We start from the raw sequence: 20,981 nt of genomic DNA on the forward strand, positions 1-20,981 counted from the left end.
CGCTTGTATAATAAGGTTAAGAAGCTCAGCGCGTAAAACGCCCCGGCCTAAGATAAGAGCGACTTAGGCCGGGGCGTTCCGGCTATGTTTTGCACAAAGGGAAATGGAGTGGAGCGCATGGAAACCGTTATCCAATATTATGACAATTATGACGAATCCGCCAGATTAACGACGGACAACGCCCGGAAACTTGAGTTTATGACGACGACGCATATTTTGGACAAATACATAACCGGCGGTGCCGATATTCTTGATCTTGGAGCGGGCGGGGGGATTTATACCTTTTATTATGCCGACAAGGGGAACAAGGTTGTTTCGACGGATATAACGCCTAAGCATGTCGAGGCTATTCAATGCAAAGCCGATTTGCATCGTTATCCTAATATTACGACGCATATCCTGAATGCGGTGGACCTTTCCCGTTTTGATGCGGAGAGATTCGACGTCGTTTTATGCCTGGGGCCGATGTATCACCTCATGGATCCGCGCGATCGGGACGCCTGCCTCAGCGAATGCTTACGAGTGCTGAAACCGGGTGGGATACTGGCGGTCGCCTATATCAACAAATATTTTACCGTACCGTATCTTATCAAAAGCGATCGCAGATATTTGGATGAGGAATGGATTTCCCACGTAATCGAGCAGGGAAGAAGCGTTCCTACCGAGACGGATGCTTTCTTGAAATTGGCCCAATTCCTCGCTCCGGATGAAATCGAAGGTTTGTTGGAACCGTATGGCGTTGCGAAGCTGGATCATGCGGCCACGGACGGAATAGGCATTTTCATGCGGGAAACGATAAATCAACTGAGTGAAGAAGAATACGGGCTATGGGTAAAATATCATCTCGCAACGTGTTCGGAACCGTCCTTGCTGGGAGCCAGCAACCACGGATTATACGTATGCCGCAAATAGGCATTTCCGGATGCCCGATTCCCGCTTCATCCGGATGAACAAAGGTCTTTTCTCTTCCCGGCACTATCGGCTAATGGAGCCGTGCATCGTTTCGGGTTGCCGGCTCCGTTTTCGATCCTTCCAATACCATTGCAGCGCGGACATGGCGCAGATCATAGAGATGACGAGGAACAGCAGCGCCCATACCATCGCGGGCACGCCCGTGAGCTGAGCCAGATTGGCCGCATCGCCGGCCTGGCTTGGATGGGTCAGGGCTCGCAGCAGCAGGGTGGCCGGTCCCATGACCGATTCCTCCAAACATAGAAAGGCCAGCAGCAAGTAATAAAAATTCCGAATGCGTCCGCCGATGAGAAGAAACAACGCATTAACCACGATAAACGCGATTAGCCACCCCAAACCGTATCCCGATCGTACGAAAAGGAGAATGGACGCGAGCGCCAGCCCGCTGATGACCGCGAGTCCCGCCGCTTGCTTTTGCCGGGAATAGCCGTAAAACAGCGCCATCGCAAACAAGGAAGCCGTGACATAACCGGCCAGGGACACCGCCAATTGGCTCCAGCCCGAGGTCAGCACCGAATAGGTGACCCCGCTGTGGTCGGGATTCAGTTCGATTCGAAGCACCCGGCCCGACATCAGCAGGGTCGCGACGGCATGGCCAAGCTCATGGACCATCGTGTCCAGCATGCGGAACCAGTCGGAGAACGGAACCAGCCTCGTCAGTAAAGCAGCCCCAAGCAGAAACAGCAAGGCCTTCAGCCATTTGTTCAATGGAATCCCCCACCCTTTCTCCATTTAGCAGTTGCTTTTTATTATACGGGAGAGCAAAATAGTATTCAAAAAGCGAACAAGCTTTCGGTTTGATGGTATAATGGAGTCATAATGGAGGACTATGGACGATGAGCGATGGAACGGACAAACGCGACTTTGTCGATGTACATAGCAGAGAACACGGGCAGCGGACGGGACGGGAGCGCCGGCTGACGTTTGCCGAGCTTGAGCTAGGCATGCCGGAGCCGAAGCAAGCCGCGGAGCCGGTCAGCCGCGTGGTCGCGCCGGATCCTTGGGAGCGAAACCTCGATTGGCGGCAGGACTTCCGTTATGTCTCCCGGGAGCAGCAGTTCGTCCTGAAGGCCAAGGAGCTGGAGACGGCTTCCGCGGCTTATGCGGAGTTCGTGCCCTTTCAAACCTACTGGCCGACCTATGACCAGATGCAGCCCGGTCAATTGAAATGGTATCTGTTCTGGCGGGAGGAGGTTCGGTCGGGGCGCTGCCCGGATACGGATTTATCCTACCTGTTCGTTTTCCTGTACGAGCTGATCCACGGGATCGGCTGGTCGGTGCCTGCGGAAGGGTATGTCTTGATGGAGCGGGTTTGGCGGAACTACCGGGAGCGGTATCCCAAGCTGGACACGTACGTCCGCGAATGGATGTACGATTTCGCCTTGGTGCATAACCTGGAGGAACGGCCCGCCTGGCCGCTGCACAAGCTTCCGCATAATCTGTCCCCGGCGCTGAAGGAGCTGGAATGGGGACGGAGGTTTACGGCGGAGCCGCTGGAGCTCAGCTGGGAACTGCTGCTGCTGCTGATCGACTACGACGTGCAGAAGAGCCGTTTCTATGCGGAGCAAGGTCGCAAGGAACTGCGGACCTATGCGCCGAAAGCGGTAGCGCTGGTCGACGGATATTTGGCCAAGGCGAAAGGGAGCCGAATCCTGGAGCTTCATATGCCGCGCGAAAAAAGGGAGCCCCGCTATCTGTTCCGCAGCGCCGTGTACGATCACGGCCTGTATGGCCGCACCAAAACGGTAACCGTGCTGCCGATCAGCGAATATCCTCCTTTTCGCGCTTATATAACGCAGCTGGTCCGGCTGACGGAGAATAAGCTGCGGGAGCTGTACGGGTTCAAGGGCAAGTTGCGCGGCATCGAGGTGGAGCCGGAGATCGATCGGCTGATCGACCGTTTTCTGCGCAAGGAGTTTGAACAACGGCGCGCCGAGGAAGCGAAAGCCCGGGCCCCCAAGGTGAAGATCAGCGCGGCCAAACTGCGCAAGCTGAAGCAGGAATCCGACGAAGTGCGGGACATGCTGTTGGCGGAGGAATTAACTTTGCCTTTTGCGGCTGGGGATGCCGGCGATTCGGAGCTGCCGGCGGGTCTGCCGTCCGGGACGAAACCGGCCGGGTTCGGAAAGGAACAAGCGGCCGGGGAGTCCGGTCAGGCGGTGCGGAGCTCGCGCCGCGGGAAAGCTGCGGACGAGCCGGTGCAAGCGGAGCTTGATTTTGAGCGGGGTTGGCAAGAGCTCGAGGAAGAAGAAACGCCGGGGCAGGAAGAGACCGCAACGCCGGCGTCGGTCGAGATGCCGTTCAGGAAGCCGGATGCGCAGGTGGAGCCCAATATGCCTACGCCTGCGCCGACCATGGCGGCGGTTCATGAAGAGCCGGAGACCGTTCAGGAGCCGCCGTCCGTCTGGCACGGGCTGTTCGCCCGGCTCGCAGAGGCCCATGTGCAGATGCTCGCCGCATTGCTGGGCGGCAGCAATGCCGCTAAGCGGCAGGCCATCGCCGAGCAGGCCGGTTCCATGCCGGAGCTGCTGCTGGACGAAATCAACGAGCTGGCGATGGAGTTGCTCGGCGATCTGCTGATCGACGGGGACGAGATCACGGAGGAATACCGCGAAGAACTTCATCAACGGCTTCCAGATAAGCGTTAACCTAATTGAAGGCTCAGATTTCTATGAGGTGATATACGATGAAACCCATGCAAATTCCCAAGCGGCTCACCACGGCGCTGGTTAATTCCCTGACGGCCGGGGTCGTGCCGCGGGTCGGGCTGGAGCATATCGCGGTAGGCCGCAAACCGGAGGTGGCGTCGATCCTCCAGGATATGGACAATATCGCGGAGGGCGGGGCGGCTTTTCGCCTGATCACCGGTAGGTACGGGAGCGGCAAAAGCTTCCTGCTCCAGATGATCCGCAACTACGCCATGGACCGCGAGTTCGTGGTGGCCGACGCGGATCTGTCCCCGGAGCGCCGTCTGGTCGGCACGAAAGGGCAGGGTCTGACCACCTACCGGGAGCTGATGATGCATTTGTCCACCCGGACGAGACCGGATGGCGGGGCGCTCGAAACGATGCTGCAAAAATGGATCGCCGCCCTCCAGCAGGAGCAAATGCAGGCCACCGGCCTGCGCCCCGGCGATCCGCAGCTTCATGACGCGGTCGAGCTGCGGATTTACGCGGTGACGAACGAGATGCAAAGCCTCGTGCACGGATTCGACTTCGCGAAGGTGCTGGCGGCGTATTGGTCGGGGTACAAGCTCGGCGACGACGACCGGAAAGCGGCGGCGCTGCGCTGGCTGCGCGGGGAGGTCCCGACCAAAACGGAAGCCCGCCAAGAGCTTGGGGTCGGCGTCATCATCGACGATGACAATTGGTACGATTATATGAAGCTGTGGGCGGAATTTGCGGTGCGAATCGGCTATAAAGGCCTGCTGCTGTTCATCGATGAAGGCGTGAACTTGTACAAGATCACGAACAGCGTCTCCCGCCAAAGCAACTACGAGAAGCTGCTGACGATGTTCAACGACACGATGCAGGGCAAAGCGCAGTACCTGGGCATCTATCTGGGCGGGACGCCGCAATTCGTGGAGGATGAACGCCGGGGGCTGTTCAGCTATGATGCCCTGCGCTCGCGGCTGATGGACGGACGTTACAGCAGCGGGACGCGGCGTTCCTACACCTCGCCGATCCTGAAGCTGGACATGCTGTCGCATGAAGAGATATTGATCCTGCTGCAGAAGCTGCGGGATATTCATGCGATGCATGCCGGCTATGAAGCGCGGTTGACGGACGAGCAATTGATCGCCTTCATGCAGGCGGCGGTGAACCGGCTGGGCGCCGAGGAGCTGCTGACGACCCGGGAGGTCGTGCGGGACTTCATGGACGTGCTGCATTTGCTGCATCAGCATCCGGAGCTGTCGTTCGAGGAACTGATGGGCGAACGGGAGCAGGATGCCGCGGCCGCCGGGACGAGCGGCAAGCAAGCGTCCGGGGACGAGCTGGACGACTTTTTGGCGGAGTTCGATCTATGAGCGGTCCGAACGCTTTTTCCCGGCTGGCTCCGTTCATTCAGGAATACGTCTACCGCAAAAAATGGGATGCGCTGCGCGAATCCCAGGTCGAGGCCTGCCGGGTGCTGTTCGATACGCCGCATCACCTGCTGATCGCCTCGGGCACCGCTTCCGGGAAGACGGAAGCGGCCTTCTTCCCGGCGCTCACGGAGCTGTACAACCGGCCGTCCGAATCGGTCGGCATTTTGTACATCGGACCGCTGAAAGCGCTGATCAACGATCAGTTCGAGCGGGTCACCGAACTGCTGCGGGAGGGGGAGGTGCCCGTCTGGCACTGGCACGGCGATGTGTCGCAAGCGGAGAAAACCAAGCTGATGCAGCGGCCCTCCGGCGTGCTGCAAATTACTCCGGAGTCGCTGGAGGGGCTGCTGATGAATCGCCCGAATGCGATTCCGGCGCTGTTTCACGACCTGCGTTACATCATGATCGACGAGGTGCACGCCTTTATGGGGGCGGATCGGGGCATTCAGGTGCTAAGCCAGCTGACCCGGCTGGAACGGATGGCCTCCTGCGCGCCAAGGCGGATCGGCTTGTCGGCCACGTTAAGCGATTACGATACCGCGGCGCGTTGGCTGGGAGCCGGCACGCCGCAGCCGGTGGAGGTCGTCTCGCCGCCCGGCGGGCGGAAACTGAAACTGTCCGTGGAGCATTTTTCGCTCCCGGGCGCCCGGAACGAACGGGAGGCCGAGCATCTGGAACTGGCCAAGCAGAATTATTACAACTACGTCTACGACCATACCCACCGAAAAAAAGCGCTCGTCTTCACCAACAGCCGTTCGGACGCCGAGCTGACGACGCTGGAGCTGCGCCGGATCGCCGCGAAGCGGGAGGAACGCGACGTGTTCCATGTCCATCACGGCAGCATTTCCGCGATGCTGCGGGAGGAGACCGAGGCCGCGCTGCGCTCCGGCCCCGGACCGGCGGTGGCCGCGGCGACGGTGACGCTGGAGCTGGGCATCGACCTCGGCGAGCTGGAGCGCGTCATCCAGCTCGGAGCGCCGTACAGCTGCTCCAGCTTCGTGCAGCGGCTGGGCCGCTCCGGCCGCCGGGGCGACCAGGCGTCAGAGATGATGTTCCTCTGCGCGGAGGAAGAGGACGAGGAGGCTCAGCTGCCCGCGCGGATGCCGTGGATGCTGCTGCGCGCCATCGCCGTCATCGAGCTGTATCTCCGCGAGCGCTGGGTGGAGCCGGTGGACGTGCGCAAGAAACCGGTCGGCGTGCTGTACCACCAGACGATGAGCACGCTCAAAAGCATCGGCGAAGCGGAGCCGGGCGAATTGGCGCGGGCGGTGCTGACGCTGCCTTCTTTTCGCGGGATCGATCCCGAAGAGTACAAGGGGCTGCTGCAATACTTGCTGCAAACCGACCATATCCAGCAGACGGAGGAAGGTACGCTGATCGTCGGGCTCGGCGGGGAGAAGGTGGTGAACAACTTCCGCTTTTACGCCGTGTTCAAGGATGATGAAGAGCATGTCGTTTACAACGGCTCGGAGGAGATCGGCAGCATTACGACCGTACCGCCGCCGGGCTACTGCTTCTCGTTGGCCGGGAAGCTGTGGAAGGTGGAGGAAGTGGACAACAAGCATAAAGCGGTGTATGTGAAGTCCTCCCGCGGCAAAGTGGATACGTTATGGCTTGGGGCGGGCGGCGATGTCCATACCCGGGTGATGCAGAAAATGCGTCAAGTGCTTGAGGAGCATACACTGTACCCGTATTTGGCTCCCGGCGCGGCCAATCGTTTGGAGCGGGCGCGCCGGCTGGCCCGCGAGAGCGGGCTGCTGCGTAGCGCGGTAATCCCGGCGGGCGGCGATTCGCTGTTCGTGCTGCCTTGGGCGGGAAGCAAGCAGTTCCGCACGCTGGAACGGATGCTGAAGCATCAGTTGAGCGAGCCGATGGGACTGCGCCAGGTGGTCCCGATGGAGCCGTATTATATGGTCGTGGCCGGCAGAGCCGGTGCCAAGGAACTGCTCGCGGGCATCGAGGGCGAATTGGCGGGGGACCCGAATCCGGAGGCGCTGCTGGATGCGGCGGAGGCCCCTTACCTTGGCAAATATGACGAATTCGTCCCTCCCGAACTGGTTCGGCGCGCTTTTGCCGTGGATGGGCTGGATTTGCGGGGATTGACCGAAGCGCTGCGGAAATGGGATGAAGAGAAAGGGGATTGGGATTAAACATGACGGCAAAAACGAAAATCGCCGCTCCGCAGCTTCCGGGAGATTTGGAGGAAGCCCAGTGGGAAGAATTGCTGGAGGATGCGGATCATGAGTTGTTGAAACGAACGCTGTCCGGCGTGCATTTTGAACAAGAGGTGCTGGATAAATGCATTCTGGCCAAGGTGCAGCTCCGCGGCTGCTCCTTCGCGAACACGAAGTTCGAGCGTCTGGATCTGACGGACGTCGTGCTGGAGAATTGCGATTTGTCCAATGCCGCGCTTAGCGGCGTCATCCATCGCGTGCATTTCAAGGATTGCAAAATGATGGGGTTGAGCCTGTCCAAAGCGAACCTTGGGTCCGTGACGTTTGAAAATTGCATGATGAATCTGAGCGATATGGTCGAGGCTTCTTTGAAACAGGTGAGGTTTACCGGTTGCTCCTTGCAGCATGCGAATTTTTACGGCTGCAAGTTCAAGGACATCGAGCTGGAGGACTGTGATCTGAATGAGGCGGATTTCAACGACACCTCGCTGAAAGGGATAGATATCAGCACCTGCACCTATGAAAGGGTGGATATCCCCTCGTATGCTTTGGCAGGATGCACGGTGTCGCCGGCGCAGGCCATCGGCTTTGCCAAATTGCTAGGCTTGAAGGTAAAATAAATGAAATGATCTGTAATCCCTAAACACCCCCACCAAGACGAGCGATCGATGGCGGGGGCGTTTTTGCGTCATGCCAGTTCCAGCACCATCTTGTAATTGCCCGGTTCCGCACGGAAACCGAGGAGGTCGCGGTTGATCCGCAGCATGGGGCGGTTCATCGAATCGTTATGCGTTCGCAGGTAGGGGACGCCGCAACGTTGGGCGGTTTGGATGGCGAGCATTTTTAGCGCCAGCGCCAAATGGCGGCCGCGGTATTCGCGGAGTACGCCGGTATATTCGTGATACATCGCTTTCGTTTGTTCGTTTTGCAGCAAGGTCACGACGCCGACATAGCGATCCCCGTCCTTGGCGATGTGGATCCATTCGGGACGCACGCCGGTTTGCCCGATGCTCCATTTCTTCCATTCTTCGAACCAAGGGAAGCTTTCCGAGTAACCGGGAATGTCCTCATGGGTGATTCGGTACAGCTCATGCAGCTTGCGTTCGTTTGTCTCCCCGGTTTCATCGGCCAACGTGACGAACTCGATGCCGGACCGCCGCGCCTCATCGATGGCGTCCGGCAGCAAGGCGCCTTGGAAGGAGGCCAAATCCAGCACGGATTCAAACGTGTGGCGTTCCTGCACATACCCCCGGTGCTTGGCAAAAGCGAGCGAAGCCGCATCGTTTTCTCTCATGTAAATGATGAATCGGGAGGCTTTGACGTCCTTGGCCCATTGCCGGATCTCTTCGTATAGGGCTTTGCCGACCCCGTTACCCCGGCTTTCCGGCTGAACGATTAGCGTAAACAACAGGTTTCCGGGCTCCGTCCACGGAGCGCGCCATACATATGCATAACCGATGACTTGCTGGTTTTCGTCTTCGGCCACCCATTTGGGATGATCCCAGCCCGTCAGCTTGCCTTCTTCATTGTAATCCAGCTGACCCGGCGGAATTTGGGCGTCTTCTTCCTGCAGTCGTTCCGCAGTAGTCGGCTCCGACATCACCAGATTGACAAGACGAGCCGCCGCCGCATAATCATCCGGCTTTCTCATTTTACGAATCGTAAACTTCAGCATTTCATAAACCCCCGTCCACATATTAGTTCCTACGGCTATTATCTCATGCCGGGGGACTTTCGGGAGGGTAAGGTTTGGATATAAAATAAAGATTACATCACTCAAAACGCAATGCAGAGAAAACAACTAGTGGAAGGTTCCTAAAATAACTTTAACATGGCGGGGCGGCTCTTCGGGTTGGGAAAACAGCCAAAGTTAGCGCGCTGAAAAACTCAGGTGAAAATATAAGGGGAAAAAATGGCGCTATTTCGGCGATATCCCTGATTTTGCGTGAAATAGAGGAGATTTATGGCGCTATTTTTTCGAGTCGCCGGGAAATGGCCGCTTTTCGCACTGTTTATTGGAAAATAAGGCCCAAAAGTTCCCCTATTAGTGATAAACAGGCTCAGATCCGAAAAATAAGACCATAAAATTCCGCTATTTATATGAGGGTGGATTTGAACCTAATCCCGATGGCACCTTTTCGTCGCCTCCGGAATTGGAGGTCTTGAGCTAAAGGAGGAACTAGCCGTATTTATCAGAAAGTATACCAAGTCCATCCGGAACGGTTACAGGAATTTCGCCAGGTCGTCTTTCTTTTATTTAGAAATATTACACAAAAGCGAAACCTTGTTATAGGCAAAATTTCACAACTGCTAAGATTCAAAGAAAGGAATGAAACAGCCCTGATCATATTTGAATATCTGCGATTTTTGGATTTCCAGGTCATGTACCGCTCAGCAAACAGGAGCGGAAGCGAAGGAGGAACGATGGCATGGTCATGAACCAAGAGCTTGCCGATTTGTTGGAACGGTCCGAAATTCAATATATGATCGATCGCATGAAGGCGATCCAGAGCAGGGAAGGAAACCCCGAAGGCGTAGAAATCGCCCGGTTCGGCGGAAGTACCGCGTTTTACAGCCGCACGATGCCATGGGGGTTGTTTAACAATGTAAAAGGGACCCTTGAGGCGGAAGCGCTCGACGACATCCTGGAATTTTACCGGGTGCGGGAACGGAACTTCGAGTTTCAGCTCATACCGGGCAAGACCGATCCCCAAGTGTTGAAAATGCTCGCTCAACGAGGATATTACCAGTCCGGTTTTCACACTACGTTGTATGGAAAGCCCAGAAACATAGATCAAGCGCCTGATGGCGATTTGCATATTCAAGAGCTTAAAGAAGAGGAATTCGACACCTACGCGGAAATTCACTGTCTGGGGACAAATCTTCCATTGGAAGGGAAGCCTCACGTAGCCGCAAATAATCGGGTGTTGTTTTCCCGCCCGGGTTGGCGTTATTATCTCGGATTCTATCGCGATACCCCGGCGGCCGTAGCCGTCATGTACGTTGAGGACGATGTCGCAACGTTTACTTTCGCTGCAACCCTTCCGGAGTTTAGAAATAAGGGCTTGCAGCAGCGATTGCTGCTTGCTCGCATCCATGAAGCTAGCTTATTAAATTGCCGATGGGTGGTAGGCCAATGCGCCTTTGGCTCCGCGAGCCACCGGAATATGGAGCGGGCGGGATTAAGAATCGGGTATACGCGATCCACATGGACGAAATTGCACTGACGGCATCAAGTTTTTTTGTTATGGTGGGGGAAACGTTGAGAGAGAAGGCGAGCCCTTGATGGTTTACGCGGTTAGTTTAATCATCCCCGCTGCGGTGTTGCTCCCCAATTTGATATTTTGGCGTTGGCCTCCGCAGCATATGCCTTCGCCGCAGGAGCTGCAAGAGAACATCTTCCTCAAAGCGGCTGAAGGGATCGGACGCGTGGGGGTCATGGTTTTGCCTCTGTTCTCCCCTGTTCATATGGGCAACCTCCGCGATATCCTCTCGTTGACGGGCATGGTCGTCTTCCTGCTGCTGTATTATGCCGGCTGGATACGCTATCTTCGCCGGGATCGGGAATATCGCTGGCTGTTCGCGCCAATGCGGGGGATGCCGGTTCCCTTGGCGATCGCTCCGGTTCTCTATTTCGCTGCTGGCTCGGCGGTTTTGCACTCCGTGCCGATGCTGTTCAGCAGCCTTATTTTAGCGGCCGGTCATATTCCGGCAAGCCTGCATATCTACCGTTGCCTCACCGAATCGGGAAAATAAAGAAAGGGCGGAATCCGTTTTCCGCCCTTTTTGCCGTCGCTATCGCTGGCTTAGTTTATCTTCGTAAACTGCCATTTCTGCGCATCCGTTCCGTTATCGGTGTATTGCTGGACCGCCGCGCCGTCCGCCGTGGAGGCGCCGGATACGTCCATGACCAATCCGCTGGCTTTGGACACCAGCTTGTAATAGCCCCCGCCCGCATCGACGATTCTCCACCGCTGGGCGTCGGAACCGTTATCGGTCCATTGTTGAAGCTGTACCCCGCTGGCGGTGCTTGAGCTTGGCACATCCAGCACCTTGCCGCTGTGCATCACGGTCAGCTTGTAATAACCGTCGCCCGTGCTTTCGACCCGAAAGCGCTGATTGCTGGCGCCAAAATTAGTCCACTGCTGCATTTTGGCCCCATCCGCGGTGGACACATCCACGACATCCAGCACTTTGCCGCTGGCTTTGGAGGCGATGGTATAGACGGCGCCGTTTTCGAGCGTCGGCGAACTCCCGGCCTGATCTTGATATACGCGCACATAGTCCACCAGCATCTGCGCCGGGAAAGGCGTGGACGCGTTGGGGCTGCCCGGCCAATTGCCGCCGACGGCGAGATTCAGCAGCAGGAAAAACGGTTTCTGAAACTCTTCGGTATTGCCGGTTCCGTTTGCGATATAAAATTCATTGTACTGGTTGCCGTCCACGAACCAGCGAATATAGCTCGAGTCCCATTCCACGGTGTACGTGTGGAATTGCGAGAAATCCAGGTTCCCCGAAGTTCGGCCGTACGAGGCATAACCATTTGCGTCCCAATGCACGGTGCCGTTGACGAAGGCGTTGTTGTTGACGCGTTCCATAACATCAATTTCACCGCAATAAGGCCAATTCACCGAGGTAATATTGTTTCCCAGCATCCAAAAGGCCGGCCAGAGGCCTTGTCCGGTAGGAAGCTTGATTCTTGCCTCGATTTTTCCATAAGTAAAGCTTTTCAGGCCTTGGGTTTTGATTCGCGCGGAGGTATAGTTCATCCCGCCGTAGTTTTCCTTCTGGGCGGTAATGACGAGATTGCCGCCGGTTACCTGCAGGTTTTGCGGCCGGTTGGTATAGTACTGGAGTTCATTGTTTCCCCAGCCTCCGCTGCCGGTGCCGATTTCGGCGGTCCAGTTGGCGGCACTCAGGGAAGAACCGTTAAATTCGTCGCTCCATACGAGATTCCAGGCAGGGGCAGCGTGAGTTGTGTTGGTCGTTGGCACAAAAGTGGTCAGGAGTGTAAACAGCAGAAAGAGGTAGAGAAGTTTACCGCGTTTCAGCATACATGAATCCGCTCCTTTGATGGAAATTGGCATACTTGTTTCCTTAGTTATTACGGGCAACTCTTACTACTAAACCGGTTTCGATTCTAAAATATGATAGCGCTATCATTACATAGATTACCATTTAAAGGTGTAATTTACAACAATAATTTCGTATGTTTTCCAAAATAAATAGGTTCTGGTATTCTGATATCAATCGTTGACTTTAACCGGGAGCGTGAACCGATGAACCTGCGTCTATTGCAAGAAGCCGATGCCGAAATCTATCAGAACTTTAGGTTGCTGGCTTTGCGATCCAGTCCGGAAGCTTTCGGCTCGACTTATGAGCGGGAAGCCGCTTTTTCGCCGGAAAGCGTGGCGAATCGCCTTAAGGCGGCCGAAGGGAAGTTTGTGTTGGGTGCTTTTGATGATGCGGGGAAGCTGGCGGGATGCGTGACTTTTATCCGGGAAAACGGCCAAAAAACGCTGCATAAGGGCAATGTCTTCGGGATGTTTGTGTCGCCCGAAATGCGGGGGCGAGGCGTAGGGAAAGCGCTGCTGCGCGAGCTTGTCGCCTTGGCGAAAGGGATGGACGGGGTGGAGCAAATCAACCTGACGGTCGTATCCGTAAACGAGTCGGCAAGAAAGCTCTACGAATCCGTCGGTTTTCAAATGTATGGCACCGAACGCAGGGCCTTGAAGTACAACGGACAGTACTTTGACGAAGACCTTTTGGTTTTAAGGCTCATCAATGATCCGAGCTGAACTAAGATGGCTTAAGGAGCGATGAACGTATGGAGCTGGAAACGGAAAGATTGATGCTTCGGGAATTCACGATGGAAGACGAGCAGGAAGTTCATGTTTACGCGTCCGATCCCTTCGTGGTACGGCATATGGTTTGGGGACCGAATTCCGAAGAGGAAACCAGGGAGTATCTAGCGCGCATGCGCGAAATGCAGAACAAAGAACCCCGGGAGGGCTATGAGCTGGCCGCCGTGCTTAAGGCGACGGGGCAGCTTATCGGGGGATGCGGCTTATATCTAAGCGGCTTCAAGCAAGGCGAAATAGGCTATTGCTTCAACCCGCTGTTCTGGCGGCAAGGTTATGCGACGGAAGCGGCGCGGGCATTGCTAGCATTGGGTTTTCAGGAGCTGGGGCTTCACCGGATATATGCCACCTGCCGGCCGGATAATTCAGGGTCGGCGAAGGTCATGCAGAAGATCGGGATGACCTACGAGGGGCATATGCGGGAGCATCTGTGGCATAACGGGAAGTGGCACGATTCGTTCCAGTACTCGATTTTGTCGAGCGAATATGGAGAACGTCTCGGAATGGAACCATGAGGGAAAAGGGAGAAGCGATGAATCATTTTCATAAGGAGGAATTTTTGCTATGACGGATAGGGAGGACTTACTGCGCCAATTTGGCGAATGGAGTGTCTTTGTGCAGGATATGAAGGAGTTGGATTGGTCAAAACCCGTAAGCGAAGGAAAATGGGCCATTCATGATGTCGTCGGCCATATCATGATGTGGGATCAATATTTTTGGGAAGAGGCCATATCCCCGATCACTGCCGGGAAGCCTGTCACGGTTAAGGAGCTTGATTTTGATGCCTTCAACCGGAACGCCGCCGCATTCGGAAAGACCAAAACGAAGGAAGAACTGATTGAACTCGCTCTGCGGTATCGCAGCATGATTATTGATCAAATAAAGAGTTTCGACGAGGAACGTTTTTCGAAGGAATATGGAAATTTTACCGTAGAGTCGTACCTGCGAGATTTTATTTGGCATGACCGTCATCATATGAGTCAAATTCAGGAACGGCGAGAGTATCTTGTATAGTGGGGATTGGAGGGCAACGAACATGATCATAGACCTGACGCATCTCATTCAAGACGGTTTGCCGGTCCATCCGGGCGGCCATTAATAGGCATGCGGGGACCCATATCGACGGACCGATGCATTTGACGGATACGCAGCGATAGCAACCGATCCGAATATAAATCCCAAACCGAGCTGCCGCGGTTAAGAAGGAGACGGTGAGAATCGATGAGACTTGCCCTCAAACGACTTTTTGCTTACTGGATCGATTTCGTGATCCTCGGCACGGTTTTGATCGGACTGCAATTGCTAGTATACAAGATCGCCTCGGGGTTTCCCTTCGACGTGTTCGACGAGGGTTATGAAATCGAACTCTGGGTGTTGGGGACCATGTCTTTGCCGGTTTGGGGGTATTTTATTTATTTCGAAAGCCGGAAACAACAAACGCTCGGTAAAAAATGGCTGGGATTGCGTGTCATCAACGCGCATGGGAATCCGATTTCCCTGCGGCAAGCAATTCTCAGAACCGCGGTTCGGCTGCTGCCCTGGGAGCTGACGCATTGGATCGTCCTGGTTCCCGAACCCTGGTGGAATACGCAGACACCGGGAAATCAAAGCTGGATTTACCTTCCCAACGGTATCCTGCTGCTTTATCTTGTGATAATATTTTCCGCAAAGGGAAGCCTGGCATGTCACGATCACGTCGCCAGGACGAGGGTAACAGAAATGGATTGAAGGAGATGTAACCGATGAAGTACTTTAAGAAGCTGGAAGGGCCAAGACTGTATCTTTCCCCCGTGAATCCGGAGGATGTGGAAACGTATACCCGGTGGATTAATGATCTTTCCGTTTCATTAAGGCTAGGCGCGTCCAGGGAGGTATTCGGACTGCCGCGGGAACAAAGCTTGCTCGACGACATGGCCAAAGAAGGCCAAAATTTCGCTATCGTATTACATAACCAGGACCAGCTGATCGGCAACTGCTCGTTGTTTGCCATCGATCATATTCGCAGGGTCGCGGAGGTCGGCATTTTTGTGGGAGATGACGAGCAGCGGGGACAGGGGTACGGCACGGAAGCCCTGCAACTGATATGCGAATATGGATTTAAGATTCTGAATTTGAACAATATCATGCTGCGCGTGTTCGAATTTAACCAACCGGCCATCCGCTGCTACGAAAAAGCCGGCTTCCGCGTTTTTGGCCGCAGAACGCAAAGTTATTACGTCAACGATATTTATTACGACGAGATTTATATGGAGATGCTGCGGAACGACCTGGCGACGAAATACTTGGATGCCAAATTGCCTAACCGGAACTAATTAGCACATCCCCAAGCGACCCGGCCCGGAGATGAATTCCCTCATGCCGGGTCAAGTCGTATCTATCGGGAGGCTGGTTGTGTTATGGGGTGGACGAGAGCCTGGAGATTCTGGGGAGACTGGCGCGCGTATACAAGGACTTTTTGTTGGGGACCCGCAGTGGGCTTTGAGGAATCGGATGTGGGAACAACGCAGACATGGAGGCTTATGATGACCCAAACGGAAACGTTTGACGTGTTTACGAAAGAGATGATCAGGTTAGGTACCGCCTCCAGACAGGAGGTCCATGCGAAAGGCTTGTGGCATCAAACCTTTCAGTGCTGGATTATGAAACGGGATGCCGCAGGGGAGATCTATCTTTTGTTTCAACTCCGCCATAAAAATAAGGACGTCTTCCCTTCGCTGCTGGATATTTCCTGCGCGGGGCATCTGCAAGCCGGCGAGGAGGTTGCCGACGGGGTACGCGAGCTGGAAGAGGAGCTGGGATTGACGGTTTCGATCCATGACTTAACCTATTGCGGCCGGGTGGCCCAGGAGCATGTCGTGTCTCCGGAGTTGATCGACCGGGAAGTGAACCACGTTTTTTTATACGAATGCAGCAGTTCGTTGCGCGATTTCCGCCTGCAGGCCGAGGAGCTTTCCGGCCTATACTGGATCGGCCTGCGGCCGTTTCGTGAACTGCTGAACGGAGAGCGCGACCAGTTGTCAGCCTGCGGCATTGTGCTGGATGAGGCCTCCGGTACCCTTGCGGATGATCAACGATCCTGGCGCATCGAGAATTTTACGCCGAATTCCGACGAGTATTACGAACTGCTATTCGCGAAGCTCGGGGAGAGGTAGTTCAACTCGATGAAGCCGATATACGAGAAAATAACGCGCATCGTCTTGGCCGGTTATACGCTATTACTGGCGTATTGGATGCTCATTGGCTTCGGCCGGGCGGCGCATGATATCTATATGTACAATATCCGGCCGTTTTATACGATTCTTTATTTCCTAAGGGCGCATGGGGTCTTCTCGGAAATCTGGCTGGTCAATATGATCGGTAACATCGGCGTGTTCGTTCCCTTTGGGATCTTGCTGCCGAGCTTGTTCGGCGGGAGGCTGCGTAAGCCGTTCAGCCTATTTTTACTGGGGATATTCGTGCTGGAGTGTCTGCAACTGATTTTGAAAAGAGGCAGCTTTGACGTCGACGACTTGATTCTCAATAGTGCAGGTTTCATGTTGGGCTTCTGTATATATAAATTATATGATCGGAACTTTAAGCGAAGGATGTGATTCCGATAAGTAAGGACAAAAGCTTGCTGTACGCGTTTTTGGTAGGTATCGGATTTAGCCTGGCTCCTTTTCCGGCGATCCATCCCTTAATGGATCTGGCGTGGCGCATTTTACAATTCTTCGGCCTGTTCACTGCGATAGCGGCGGGCTTTTCATTGCTTGCGGTTTGTTATAAGCAGCTTATGGGAGCTAATGTCGGCAATATCAAGGCGCTTACGGGCTTAATCATCGGTTTGGCCATCATTTTCGGCATACTCTGGATGCAAAACGGTTGAAGGGAGAGCCAAGGGTGGAAGCAAGTAAATTTGTCGACGCGAAAATAAAAAGGTCCATCGCGGAAAGGCTGGACCGTCTGGATCAGCGGACGCTGGTGCGATGGGCGGCGGATTGCGCGGAGCGCGTGCTGCCCCGCTTCGAGGCCGACCGACCGGAGGACGGCCGGCCGCGCAAAGCGATCGAGGCCGGCCGTGCCTGGGTCCGCGGCGAATTGACGATGGCGGCGGCCCGCGCAGCGGCGTTTGCCGCCCATGCCGCGGCGCGCGAAGCCGGCCATGCGTCCGCCCGCGCCGCAGCCCGCGCCGCCGGCCACGCGGCGGCCACCGCGCATGTGGCGGGGCATGCGGTGCATGGCGCCACCTACGCCGCGAAAGCGGCCTCCCATGCCGGTGGAGCTGCGGACGCTGCCAAGGCGAATACAGAGCGGGAGCGGCAATGGCAGCTTCGACGGCTGCTTGAGATCGAAACGAAATTGTAAGCGGCGAAGGATGTGCGCGGGTTGAAGTATTTTACGAAAGAGATCTATGAACAAATGCAAATCCGGGGTTATTTGGTTTATCCCGAATCGGAATGGGAGCTGGAGCAGGATAAAGTCTGGTACGTCGAGAATGGCAGGGATTATGAGGCGGAGGCGGAGCAAATGTATACCTGGGTAAAACCTTATATGCTCAAATATCTCCCTGAGCGATTTTACGCCTCGATTCACGATGGAAGCATGATGACCTCGAGATGGCCTAGTCCCGATTTGGCGGTTGACATCGAGACATGGAAACTCGAATGGGATCATGAATGGGAACGGCGCTGTAAGGAATACGTCGCGTATTATGAGGAGATCAAGCTGAGCTTGCCCGGGCACGCCCGAGACTTACGGGAAAGTGTCCGCTTTCATGATGCCCGTATCATCAAGCTGAACCCTACCGAGGATAATCAGGTTGAACTCGTTTTGGATGAGTGCATAAAGAAACGGATAACGCGGCTGACTTTTCAAAATGTAACTAGCCTGCGCTCGGATGTAGACGTCTTTCAAAGCGTCTGCTTGTACGAAGAAGTGTATTGGATCGAACCTAGTCAATTTGAGCTGTGCGTGCTGCTGAAATCTCCGCGGGCCGAATTAGGCGAACTGACGCTCGTCGCCGGGGGTTTGACTACCAGGGAGAATGATTGATATCGAGGCCACCGTCGATCCGTGCAACGCTCGGTCGCGGCGGCTGCTGGACAAACTGCATTTCGAAAGGGCCGACGAACTGAAGGAGGGTCTCTGCTACTACGTGCTTAAAAAGGAGGACGTTTCGTTGAAACCATCGTTAATCGTTCAAGAAACGGGGCTGGAGCACTTGGAAGTGCTGGCCGGACTGTTTAATGAATACCGGGTATTTTACGAGCAAGAGTCGGATCTGGAGGGAGCGCGGCGGTTTTTGGCGGATCGGTTAAGCCGCCGCGAATCCGTCGCCTTCTTGGCGCTCGATGCAGCGAGCAGGGAGGCCGTCGGTTTCACCCAGTTGTATCCGTCATTCTCCTCGGTGTCTATGCGGCGGATTTGGATTTTGAACGATCTTTACGTGCGGGAGGAATACCGCAAGCAAGGAGCGGCGAAGCTGTTACTGGAAGCGGCGAAATCCCATGCCCGGCAGACGAACGCCAAAGGCCTGGAGCTGTCCACGGCCGTCGCCAATATGACGGCCCAGCGGCTGTATGAGCGGCACGGGTATGCGAAGGATGAGGATTTTTACCATTATTATTTGAGTTTGTAACGGGCAAAGGAGCTTTCGCATGACTAAAGTGTTAGTAGTTGACGATGAGGCCGGCATTTCCGGCGCCGTGGCCTACGCGCTCCGCAGAGAGGGGTATGACGTGGAAACGGCGGCGGACGGCCAGGAGGCGCTGGGACGCGTGGAGACGTTCAAGCCGGACGTTATGGTGCTCGACGTAATGATGCCGCGGATGAACGGGTACGAGGTTTGCCGCAAGCTTGACGGGCAGCCGGGCCGGCCGGCCATATTATTGTTAACGGTCAAGAACGACATCGTCGATAAAGTGCTGGGCCTGGAGCTGGGAGCGGACGATTACATGACCAAGCCGTTCGACATGCGGGAGATCATCGCCCGGGTTAAGGCGCTTTCGCGGCGCAATCCGCAGGCGGCCAAGGAGAATTCCGGCGAAACTCAGGCGCAGGTGCGGCTGGCCGGTTTGTCGATCCACCTGCTGAATCGTACGGTTCATGCGGAGGGAACGGCGATCGAGCTGACGCCCAAGGAATTTGATCTGCTGGCGCTAATGGCCCGGCATCCGGAACGGGTCTTCTCCCGGGAAACGCTGCTCGAACAGGTATGGGACATCGATTTCGCCGGGGGGACGAGAACGGTCGACATGCATGTGCAGCGCCTGCGCAAGAAACTGGGCAAGTGGCATGACGTCATCCAAACCGTATACGGCATCGGTTATAAAAGCACGGAGACGCTGCCATGAAGCGGCGCGGCATGCGGTTTGGGCTCAAGTGGAAGGCCGCCGTGCTGCTTGCGTTGCTGCTGGCCTCCGTGATTGCGGTGCTCAGTTTCCTCGTGCTTGCCGGCATTCGGGACGACCAGCGTTCACGGCTGGAGCAAACGCTCGCCGGGGAAGCGGAGGCGGCGAATTTGCGGGTTCGCCAGGAGATGATGGCCATCGGATCGCCGTCGCCGGACGGGTTCATGGATCAAAGCGGTCAACGGCTTGCCGTCGATCTGGGGGCGCAAAGCGGTTTACCCGTGACCCTTTACAAGACGAACGGAGCGCTCGCCGGGACCTCGCTGCCGTTTCAGCCTAAGGCGGACGTAAAAGATGCGCTGGCCTATACGGCGCAGGGGCGATCGGCTTATATCACCAAAGGGAATCAGCTGCTTTATTTGGCGCCGTTATACAATGCCGAAGACGAGCGGGTCGGTTCCATCCAGTTTCACGTATCATTGGCGGAGCAGCAGGCTTTTTATGACCGGATCCTGCGTTTGTTCCGGGTTGCCGGCGTTCTGGTTCTGGTCGGGGGCTTCCTGCTGGGCTTCCTTTACGTTTGGCGGCAGGCCCATGTCATCGGCCGGTTAAACCATGCCGCCCGGCGGATTGGGGAAGGGGCGTATCTTGACGCTCCCACGGTCCGGCGCAAGGATGAGCTTGGCGAGCTGGCGCTCGCAATCTATGAGATGAGCGGGAGAATCTCCCTGTCGCTCAGCCAGCTTAACGAGGAGAAAGGCAAGCTGCTGGAGGCGATTGCCCGCCTTCAGGAGCTGGAGCAGCAGCAAAAGCAGTTTATCGGAAACATTAGCCACGAGCTTAAAACGCCGCTGACCTCGATTCTGGCCTACGCCGATCTGCTGGATATGTATCGGGACGACCCGGAACTCCTCGATGAGGCCGGGAAGAATATCGGCAAGGAGGCCGAGCGGTTGTACGGGTTAGTCGAGAAGGCGCTGAAGCTCTCTTCCATGGATGTGTACGAGTTTGAGACGCATGCGGAATCCGTTAACGTCAAGCCGCTGCTTCTAGAGGCGGCGACTCGTCTACTGGCCAAAGCGGAGAGACACGGCGTCGAGATCGTAACGTCGCTGGCGGCGGGTACCGTCTGGGCCGACCCCGAAAATCTGATGCACATGGTGCTGAATTTGCTGGATAACGGCATCAAATACAACCAACCGGGCGGGAAGGTGTTCCTCTCCAACGCAGCCGAACGGGGCCCGGATGGACAAGAGCGGATGAACATCACCGTGAGGGATACCGGCATCGGCATCCCGGACGAGGCCCGGTCCAAGATCTTCGATCCTTTTTACACGGTCAGCAGCGACCGGTCGAGAGCCCATGGGGGGACGGGGCTGGGCCTGCCGCTGGTACGCAGCCTCGCGGAGAAGCAGCGTGGTTCGGTCGAATTGACAACTTCGGGGCCGGAGGGCTCGTCGTTCGTAATTACGCTTCCGCTGCGGCGTCTAGAACATAGCCCGGAGATTAACTCCGGCGCGTCAAGACCAGACTTGGAATAGAGTCTGGTCTATTTTTT

23 protein-coding genes are annotated in these 20,981 nt (G+C 55.8%); 20 read left to right on the top strand and 3 right to left on the bottom strand.

The annotated features are described in order from the left end of the window. Positions 1 to 117 precede the first annotated feature (117 nt). Entirely contained in the window at positions 118 to 912 is a 795-nt protein-coding gene (locus ACQ4N8_RS06205) for a methyltransferase domain-containing protein (RefSeq protein WP_430703459.1), read from the top strand. 63 nt (positions 913 to 975) lie between these two features. On the opposite strand, the gene ACQ4N8_RS06210 is transcribed toward ACQ4N8_RS06205, so the two are convergent. Further along, positions 976 to 1,680 (bottom strand): M50 family metallopeptidase, encoded by a 705-nt coding sequence (locus ACQ4N8_RS06210; RefSeq protein ID WP_430703460.1) that lies wholly within the window; start codon positions 1,678 to 1,680, stop codon positions 976 to 978. A 128-nt stretch (positions 1,681 to 1,808) separates the two neighbouring features. Between ACQ4N8_RS06210 and ACQ4N8_RS06215 the strand changes: the two genes are divergently transcribed. From ACQ4N8_RS06215 to ACQ4N8_RS06230, 4 genes are read left to right on the top strand one after another with little or no spacing between them, the layout of a single operon-like run. Beyond that, on the top strand, positions 1,809 to 3,620 hold the full coding sequence (locus ACQ4N8_RS06215) for a TerB N-terminal domain-containing protein (RefSeq protein ID WP_430703461.1): 1,812 nt from the start codon (positions 1,809 to 1,811) through the stop codon (positions 3,618 to 3,620). 38 nt (positions 3,621 to 3,658) lie between these two features. Further along, entirely contained in the window at positions 3,659 to 4,999 is a 1,341-nt protein-coding gene (locus ACQ4N8_RS06220; protein WP_430703462.1) for an ATP-binding protein, read from the top strand. Further along, complete coding sequence (locus ACQ4N8_RS06225; RefSeq protein WP_430703463.1) at positions 4,996 to 7,209, top strand: DEAD/DEAH box helicase; 2,214 nt, start codon at positions 4,996 to 4,998, stop codon at positions 7,207 to 7,209. The genes ACQ4N8_RS06220 and ACQ4N8_RS06225 overlap by 4 nt, the downstream gene beginning before the upstream one ends. 2 nt (positions 7,210 to 7,211) lie before the next feature. Then, positions 7,212 to 7,853: a pentapeptide repeat-containing protein gene (locus ACQ4N8_RS06230; protein WP_430703464.1), complete on the top strand. Its 642-nt coding sequence runs from the start codon at positions 7,212 to 7,214 to the stop codon at positions 7,851 to 7,853. 68 nt (positions 7,854 to 7,921) lie between these two features. Here the strand turns inward: ACQ4N8_RS06230 and ACQ4N8_RS06235 are convergent, their stop codons facing one another. Further along, positions 7,922 to 8,908, bottom strand: a complete 987-nt coding sequence (locus ACQ4N8_RS06235) for a GNAT family N-acetyltransferase (RefSeq protein ID WP_430703465.1) — start codon at positions 8,906 to 8,908, stop codon at positions 7,922 to 7,924. A 754-nt stretch (positions 8,909 to 9,662) separates the two neighbouring features. Between ACQ4N8_RS06235 and ACQ4N8_RS06240 the strand changes: the two genes are divergently transcribed. Further along, complete coding sequence (locus ACQ4N8_RS06240; protein ID WP_430703466.1) at positions 9,663 to 10,460, top strand: GNAT family N-acetyltransferase; 798 nt, start codon at positions 9,663 to 9,665, stop codon at positions 10,458 to 10,460. A gap of 55 nt (positions 10,461 to 10,515) precedes the next feature. Continuing rightward, positions 10,516 to 10,989 (top strand): hypothetical protein, encoded by a 474-nt coding sequence (locus ACQ4N8_RS06245; RefSeq protein ID WP_430703467.1) that lies wholly within the window; start codon positions 10,516 to 10,518, stop codon positions 10,987 to 10,989. A gap of 50 nt (positions 10,990 to 11,039) precedes the next feature. On the opposite strand, the gene ACQ4N8_RS06250 is transcribed toward ACQ4N8_RS06245, so the two are convergent. After that, complete coding sequence (locus ACQ4N8_RS06250; RefSeq protein ID WP_430703468.1) at positions 11,040 to 12,287, bottom strand: RICIN domain-containing protein; 1,248 nt, start codon at positions 12,285 to 12,287, stop codon at positions 11,040 to 11,042. A gap of 225 nt (positions 12,288 to 12,512) precedes the next feature. Between ACQ4N8_RS06250 and ACQ4N8_RS06255 the strand changes: the two genes are divergently transcribed. The 13 genes from ACQ4N8_RS06255 (at position 12,513) to ACQ4N8_RS06315 (ending at position 20,964) form a co-directional block, all read left to right on the top strand. After that, positions 12,513 to 13,031, top strand: coding sequence for an N-acetyltransferase family protein (locus tag ACQ4N8_RS06255; protein ID WP_430703469.1), 519 nt, complete (start codon positions 12,513 to 12,515; stop codon positions 13,029 to 13,031). Between the two features lie 29 nt (positions 13,032 to 13,060). Further along, the gene (locus ACQ4N8_RS06260; protein WP_430703470.1) at positions 13,061 to 13,609 is read left to right on the top strand and encodes a GNAT family N-acetyltransferase; all 549 of its coding nucleotides are present in this window, start codon (positions 13,061 to 13,063) and stop codon (positions 13,607 to 13,609) included. A 49-nt stretch (positions 13,610 to 13,658) separates the two neighbouring features. Beyond that, positions 13,659 to 14,108 (top strand): DinB family protein, encoded by a 450-nt coding sequence (locus ACQ4N8_RS06265; protein ID WP_430703472.1) that lies wholly within the window; start codon positions 13,659 to 13,661, stop codon positions 14,106 to 14,108. 207 nt (positions 14,109 to 14,315) lie between these two features. Continuing rightward, positions 14,316 to 14,822, top strand: a complete 507-nt coding sequence (locus ACQ4N8_RS06270) for an RDD family protein (RefSeq protein WP_430703473.1) — start codon at positions 14,316 to 14,318, stop codon at positions 14,820 to 14,822. Positions 14,823 to 14,836: 14 nt separating this feature from the next. Beyond that, positions 14,837 to 15,406 (top strand): GNAT family N-acetyltransferase, encoded by a 570-nt coding sequence (locus ACQ4N8_RS06275; RefSeq protein ID WP_430703474.1) that lies wholly within the window; start codon positions 14,837 to 14,839, stop codon positions 15,404 to 15,406. A gap of 210 nt (positions 15,407 to 15,616) precedes the next feature. Further along, positions 15,617 to 16,246, top strand: coding sequence for an NUDIX hydrolase (locus ACQ4N8_RS06280; protein WP_430703475.1), 630 nt, complete (start codon positions 15,617 to 15,619; stop codon positions 16,244 to 16,246). A gap of 9 nt (positions 16,247 to 16,255) precedes the next feature. Further along, positions 16,256 to 16,684, top strand: coding sequence for a VanZ family protein (locus ACQ4N8_RS06285; protein ID WP_430703476.1), 429 nt, complete (start codon positions 16,256 to 16,258; stop codon positions 16,682 to 16,684). Positions 16,685 to 16,707: 23 nt separating this feature from the next. After that, complete coding sequence (locus ACQ4N8_RS06290) at positions 16,708 to 16,959, top strand: hypothetical protein (RefSeq protein ID WP_430703477.1); 252 nt, start codon at positions 16,708 to 16,710, stop codon at positions 16,957 to 16,959. Between the two features lie 14 nt (positions 16,960 to 16,973). Beyond that, positions 16,974 to 17,438 carry a putative immunity protein gene (locus ACQ4N8_RS06295; protein WP_430703478.1) on the top strand — a complete coding sequence of 155 codons (465 nt, stop codon included), beginning with the start codon at positions 16,974 to 16,976 and terminating at the stop codon, positions 17,436 to 17,438. Positions 17,439 to 17,459: 21 nt separating this feature from the next. Beyond that, complete coding sequence (locus tag ACQ4N8_RS06300; protein ID WP_430703479.1) at positions 17,460 to 18,125, top strand: DUF4085 family protein; 666 nt, start codon at positions 17,460 to 17,462, stop codon at positions 18,123 to 18,125. Then, on the top strand, positions 18,118 to 18,711 hold the full coding sequence (locus ACQ4N8_RS06305) for a GNAT family N-acetyltransferase (protein WP_430703480.1): 594 nt from the start codon (positions 18,118 to 18,120) through the stop codon (positions 18,709 to 18,711). The genes ACQ4N8_RS06300 and ACQ4N8_RS06305 overlap by 8 nt, the downstream gene beginning before the upstream one ends. Before the next feature lie 19 nt (positions 18,712 to 18,730). Further along, positions 18,731 to 19,426 (top strand): response regulator transcription factor, encoded by a 696-nt coding sequence (locus tag ACQ4N8_RS06310; protein WP_430703481.1) that lies wholly within the window; start codon positions 18,731 to 18,733, stop codon positions 19,424 to 19,426. After that, on the top strand, positions 19,423 to 20,964 hold the full coding sequence (locus tag ACQ4N8_RS06315) for a sensor histidine kinase (protein ID WP_430703482.1): 1,542 nt from the start codon (positions 19,423 to 19,425) through the stop codon (positions 20,962 to 20,964). Before ACQ4N8_RS06310 ends, ACQ4N8_RS06315 begins: the two co-directional genes overlap by 4 nt. The last annotated feature ends 17 nt before the right edge of the window (positions 20,965 to 20,981 follow it).

Origin of the sequence: Paenibacillus macerans, assembly GCF_050565405.1 — a bacterium.
Classification (GTDB): domain Bacteria; phylum Bacillota; class Bacilli; order Paenibacillales; family Paenibacillaceae; genus Fontibacillus; species Fontibacillus macerans_B.

Coding starts and splice junctions, on each gene's coding strand:
- ACQ4N8_RS06205 (WP_430703459.1), top strand. CDS start 118: ATGGAAACCGTTATCCAATATTATGACAATTATGACGAATCCGCCAGA.
- ACQ4N8_RS06215 (WP_430703461.1), top strand. CDS start 1,809: ATGAGCGATGGAACGGACAAACGCGACTTTGTCGATGTACATAGCAGA.
- ACQ4N8_RS06220 (WP_430703462.1), top strand. CDS start 3,659: ATGAAACCCATGCAAATTCCCAAGCGGCTCACCACGGCGCTGGTTAAT.
- ACQ4N8_RS06225 (WP_430703463.1), top strand. CDS start 4,996: ATGAGCGGTCCGAACGCTTTTTCCCGGCTGGCTCCGTTCATTCAGGAA.
- ACQ4N8_RS06230 (WP_430703464.1), top strand. CDS start 7,212: ATGACGGCAAAAACGAAAATCGCCGCTCCGCAGCTTCCGGGAGATTTG.
- ACQ4N8_RS06235 (WP_430703465.1), bottom strand. CDS start 8,908: ATGCTGAAGTTTACGATTCGTAAAATGAGAAAGCCGGATGATTATGCG.
- ACQ4N8_RS06240 (WP_430703466.1), top strand. CDS start 9,663: ATGGTCATGAACCAAGAGCTTGCCGATTTGTTGGAACGGTCCGAAATT.
- ACQ4N8_RS06250 (WP_430703468.1), bottom strand. CDS start 12,287: ATGCTGAAACGCGGTAAACTTCTCTACCTCTTTCTGCTGTTTACACTC.
- ACQ4N8_RS06255 (WP_430703469.1), top strand. CDS start 12,513: ATGAACCTGCGTCTATTGCAAGAAGCCGATGCCGAAATCTATCAGAAC.
- ACQ4N8_RS06260 (WP_430703470.1), top strand. CDS start 13,061: ATGGAGCTGGAAACGGAAAGATTGATGCTTCGGGAATTCACGATGGAA.
- ACQ4N8_RS06265 (WP_430703472.1), top strand. CDS start 13,659: ATGACGGATAGGGAGGACTTACTGCGCCAATTTGGCGAATGGAGTGTC.
- ACQ4N8_RS06270 (WP_430703473.1), top strand. CDS start 14,316: ATGAGACTTGCCCTCAAACGACTTTTTGCTTACTGGATCGATTTCGTG.
- ACQ4N8_RS06275 (WP_430703474.1), top strand. CDS start 14,837: ATGAAGTACTTTAAGAAGCTGGAAGGGCCAAGACTGTATCTTTCCCCC.
- ACQ4N8_RS06280 (WP_430703475.1), top strand. CDS start 15,617: ATGACCCAAACGGAAACGTTTGACGTGTTTACGAAAGAGATGATCAGG.
- ACQ4N8_RS06285 (WP_430703476.1), top strand. CDS start 16,256: ATGAAGCCGATATACGAGAAAATAACGCGCATCGTCTTGGCCGGTTAT.
- ACQ4N8_RS06305 (WP_430703480.1), top strand. CDS start 18,118: ATGATTGATATCGAGGCCACCGTCGATCCGTGCAACGCTCGGTCGCGG.
- ACQ4N8_RS06310 (WP_430703481.1), top strand. CDS start 18,731: ATGACTAAAGTGTTAGTAGTTGACGATGAGGCCGGCATTTCCGGCGCC.
- ACQ4N8_RS06315 (WP_430703482.1), top strand. CDS start 19,423: ATGAAGCGGCGCGGCATGCGGTTTGGGCTCAAGTGGAAGGCCGCCGTG.